The sequence below is a fragment of the Allobosea sp. 01N443 genome, assembly GCF_056399325.1.
On the sequence record NZ_JBFTRC010000306.1, the window covers coordinates 1 to 4,433 of the forward strand.

3 protein-coding genes and 1 pseudogene are annotated in these 4,433 nt (G+C 62.0%); 2 read left to right on the forward strand and 2 right to left on the reverse strand.

The window, feature by feature from the left end; all coding sequences use genetic code 11:
* Window positions 1-920 (reverse strand): hypothetical protein (locus AC1DRP_RS35235; protein WP_476770970.1); only part of this gene is annotated, 920 nt, incomplete at its 3' end.
* 735 nt (window positions 921-1,655) lie between these two features.
* Between AC1DRP_RS35235 and AC1DRP_RS35240 the strand changes: the two genes are divergently transcribed.
* Complete coding sequence (locus AC1DRP_RS35240; RefSeq protein ID WP_441489980.1) at window positions 1,656-2,963, forward strand: TAXI family TRAP transporter solute-binding subunit; 1,308 nt, start codon at window positions 1,656-1,658, stop codon at window positions 2,961-2,963.
* Between the two features lie 226 nt (window positions 2,964-3,189).
* Window positions 3,190-3,441, forward strand: a complete 252-nt coding sequence (locus tag AC1DRP_RS35245) for a hypothetical protein (RefSeq protein ID WP_476770971.1) — start codon at window positions 3,190-3,192, stop codon at window positions 3,439-3,441.
* Window positions 3,442-4,192: 751 nt separating this feature from the next.
* On the opposite strand, the pseudogene AC1DRP_RS35250 reads toward AC1DRP_RS35245, so the two are convergent.
* Window positions 4,193-4,433: pseudogene (locus AC1DRP_RS35250) on the reverse strand (TniQ family protein); the annotation flags it as partial.

Sequence of the window (4,433 nt, forward strand, 5' to 3'; positions counted from 1 at the left end):
GTGTCCAGAAGTCCGAAATGATCGTTCAGGAAGGCGGCGATGCGGGCGGGCGTGTCGACGAAGCCGTACTTATTGTGCAGTGCGATCGCGAGTTCGCGGATCGCGATGGCCAGGTTGTGGGTCGCCAGGTGGTCGATCCCGTTCGCCCTCGCCACGAGCTGGGCTGGCCCGACGATCTCGTTGAAGTTCGCGGCGACCTTCTTGATCTCGTCGATCACGGGGATGACGTGGGCTTCCCCATGGACTGCCACGGCATTGCCACGTGTCACGAGCCTCTCGACGGTTGAGGACTCGGCTTCGATGAACCCCCGCAGTCCAAACTCGTAGGACGCGACAATCTCCTGAATGAAGGCCGGGGCGTGCTCGCTGCCGTCCTTCGTGCCCTTCTGAACCACCATGTCCATGACCTTCACGAGGGTCCGACTCGGGAGCCGATCCAGAACGTCGTTGATGGCCTTTCGGTAATCCCGCTTTCGGGCCTCGAATTCCTCCAGGATGGCCCCCTCGTCGCGGACGGGAGGGAACCCGGCGACCGAGCGATCCTCGTTGATATCCCGCAATACGCCAGCCAGGTCGACGTCCTCCACCGCCAAGGCGAGACGATAGAAGATCGCGGCGGCTTCCTGTGGCGTCCTCGCCTCGGGCTTTGCCTGCGCAGATGCCGACAACAGGTTGGCGCGGGCAAGAGGAGGCAATTCCACCGTCGCTTCTAGCCCCGTCATGCTCGAGAGACCCTCGACGGCGGCAGTGGCCTTTCGCGGAGCGACGCCCGGAAGCCACCCCATTTCCGCARCTAGCCGCGTCCGGATGTTCAACAGGGTGGATTGGGCCTTCTGGCCCTCGTCGCCATCGGCTACCAGAGCAACTTCATCGGCCAGTTCGATAAGGCGGCTTCGGTTGTCTCTCGTCGTCGCGCCCAAGATGGCGAATGGGTTTTTCTGGAGCGATGTCTTCGGCGACACGAGTTCCTCTGTGATGGTCATTGACCTRGGGGCTCCGAAGAGGCGCCAAGTACTGCGCCGACGATTGCAGCCAGGCTAGCGATTCGACCCGGCACATCCAGCGTATCCCGCAAGGTGGCCGTTGCACCATAGTCTCGCGTATGGCGGCTTTGCCGCGTTTCCTGCGATAGCCGATCTTCACGATGGCGCTTCTGATGCCCGGCCTGATCGCCACCCGCAGCCCATCCTACAATGATCGCAAGGGCTCAGTTGCGTCCAAGGGGAGGGGTCCGTTGCTCCGGAGCGCAGAGAGGGGCCTCTACCTTGGGCGACTGATGAACCTGACCAGCAGCGTTGCTTCACTGCCTTTGATTGTCGCATTCCGGCTCGCCTATGCGGGTAGGGCGCGCTGCCGGAAGGCCGTGCTCGTCCTCCGTGTCAGGCCGCACTCTCTTTGCTGCGCATGTCCTGTTCGCGCGCCAGAACACGCTGCACCGCGAGGAATGGGCACCTTGATGAGCCGTCTGAAGGTGGACGGCAGCGTGCGGCTGCCTCATCATCACCGGAAGGCGCGAACGGTGCAGGCGTCCCAACCTCTAAGTAGAGTCTTGCCTTCCCGTTGTGTCTTGCCGTCCGAGAGGCTGCACGTTTCCCGCAGCAGCTTCGTCGGTGGCCGGTCTCGGCCAGGTCGGCGGATGATTGAGGACCAGGGTTGTGCGATTTGCAGCATGGACAGCGGGTTTTCTCGTCGTTGCCGCTATTGCCGCCACGATCCATTTCTGGTCACCCCACGCGACCGTGCGGGTGACGACGGGAGCGCTTGGCACCGACGCGCAGCGTCTCGTTGGCGCCCTCATCACGGAGACGACCAGGGATCATCCCCGGATCAGACTTCAGCCGCTGCCGGTCAAAGATCTGGCTGCGAGCTCGAAGGCGATCGAAGCTGACGAGGCGGATCTCGCCGTGATCCGCAGCGACGTCTCGCCACCGACCAACGGACAGACGATTGCGATTCTCCGTCGCGATGTCGTCGCCTTCGTTCTGCCGCCGAAATCGCCCGTCGACAGTATCGGCAAGCTTTCCGGCAAGACGATCGCAATTCCGCAGGGGCGTCTGCAGGAGGTCAACGCCGCGCTACTCGATGTCATCCTGGGCTATTACAATGTCGCGCCTCATGATGTGAAGCGGGTCTTTCTCGCGCCTGACGACATGATTGCCGCGGTTCACCAACGGCATATCGCGGCKATCCTTGCCGTCGGGCCGGTTGGGCCGGGAGAGGTTATTGGCGCAGTAAACGCCATGGCGAAGGGTACCGCAGGGACACCGACGATCCTGGCGTTCTCCGACGCCGATGCCTTCAATCGACGCTTTCCGGCCTTCGAATCCTACGATGTTCCCGAAGGCGCGTTCAGATCGCACCCCGCGACCCCCGACGACACCGTGACGACACTCGCAGTGACCTACCGACTTGTCGCGCCCGACACGATGCTCAATCTCGTCGCAGGGGCGATAGGCCGGACCCTCTTCGTCTCCAAAACCAAGCTGATGGCGCTCACGCCCCTGGCGAGCCAGATCGAGGCCCCCGACCCGGATGACAAGAACCCGATCCTGCCCATCCATCCCGGCGTCGCCAACTATCTCAGCAACGGTGAACAGAGCTTCTTCGACGAGTTCCAAGGCTATTTCTATCTTGCCGCGGCTCTCCTCAGCGTCCTGGGTTCGCTGACGACGATCATCCTGGGGCGTGTGAAGATGTCCCGGATGCGCCAGGAGCAGAAGCGGATCGGGCAGTTCATTCAGATTGCGGACCAAGCGCGGGAGGCCGATGCCGAAGGGCTTGAGGCCCTGGACCGTTCCCTTCATCAACTGGTCGATGAAGCCGTCGCGTCCGGGGGGCGTTCAGGCGAGGATGCGACGATGGCCCTTGCCGTCAATCACGCCCGCTACTCCATCACGGCGCGCCGGGCGTCTCTGAGTCCCCAAAGCGGGAAGGCGTTGGCTCTCAAGGCGATGCCTTCGTAGGCGCGCTCGTGTCAGGTTCTACGCGGCCGGAGCCTGGTCGCCGCGGTCTCGTCGCGCGCATGCGCATGGCCTATCGCCGTGCCTGATGAAGAGATCGTGGCCATGTCCAGCGCGTGTTCGATGCACAGGTGGGCGTGGAGCGCACAACGGCCGGAGGTTGCCCGCCGTTGTCATCGCTTCGTCCGCGGCGCGCTTCATCCAATCGAGGCCGCGACGCTCAAGCCCCTTGGTCATCGCGCAGCTGATGCGTCACGCCCCGACAGCGTCACTGACGCACTTCTTAGTGAAGCTCGACTTCGCGGCGCCCGACAGTTTTCGTTCGGCGACAGTCACGTCGCACGCTTTAGCAGCGTCGCTTTCGCATTTTTTCATGAAGCTCGTCAGTGCAGCACCGGCAAGCTTCTTGTCGGCGGCGGAAGCCTTGCAAGTATCCCTCCAGCGTGCGGCAGGTTTCGACAGCATCAAGACAGACATGTAAGAGGAGAGGGCTGGCCGAGTGCCGGAACTCGGCGAAGGTCGTTCCAGATGGCCAATGCATGTTCCGCCGGTATCGATACCGGATTCGCCGCGCTGGTGAGGTTGCCCCCCCCAATTTTTTATCCAGCGCTGAGTTCGTTTATGGCGGTTGTGGATACCGTTCTGGCTGGTGAAGCGCTATGCGACAAGCACAGCACCAGAGCCCATCACGACCGCGCAGCGGATGAGCCGTAGGTGTGGATGAGTCGGCGTTCGTGGCGGACCACGAGCGCTTTGGAAGTGCCTTGGCCAGAAATTCAGGCGCTCCCTGACGCTGTCTGCTTCCGGACCGCGTCGCAACGGCGGCACCTTTATGGCTCGCCCGTTTCAGATCCTGCTCAGGCCGTTCAGCCGTCCGCGAAAACCAAAAATGAACGACTGGGGGACCTCGGGAGCGCTCGGTTCTTCAAATGAAAGGCGCCCGGCCGGGACCGGGCGCCCTATCGCTGATTGCGGAACTCGACCTACAATCGCGGCAACAACACTATGCCCCGATTTTCAGCAGTGTGATGAGAGGGAAAGATCCCCGCAGCCACACGGATTTCGCCTTATTTCATTGGCGCCGTTGCATGACTGTCGTCTTCACGCTTCCGCACTAGGGTGCAAAACTCTTCCGCAAAACCATACGCTCTCTGCGGAGTTTCCCTTCACTTCGGGCAGCAAAAAGCCCGGCTCGCGTGGTGCGAGCCGGGCTCTTTTCTGATCAAAGTTGGTTAGAGGTATTGCGGGATGTCCGCTCGCCGGTAGAACGTGGCCGGTACGTCAGGCTTGCCGAAGCAGGGTGTGATGCCATGCTTCATGAGAGCCTTCTTCAGGGGTGCGAAGTGCATGCCGCGCTCGCGAGCGATCTCTTGGAGCGACCCGAATGTCATCTGAAATGTTTTCAAGTCAGCTGCTCTGACAGCCGTGTAAGGGCATCTGTTGATCGGACTGATGGCCGTCTCGGATGGAAGG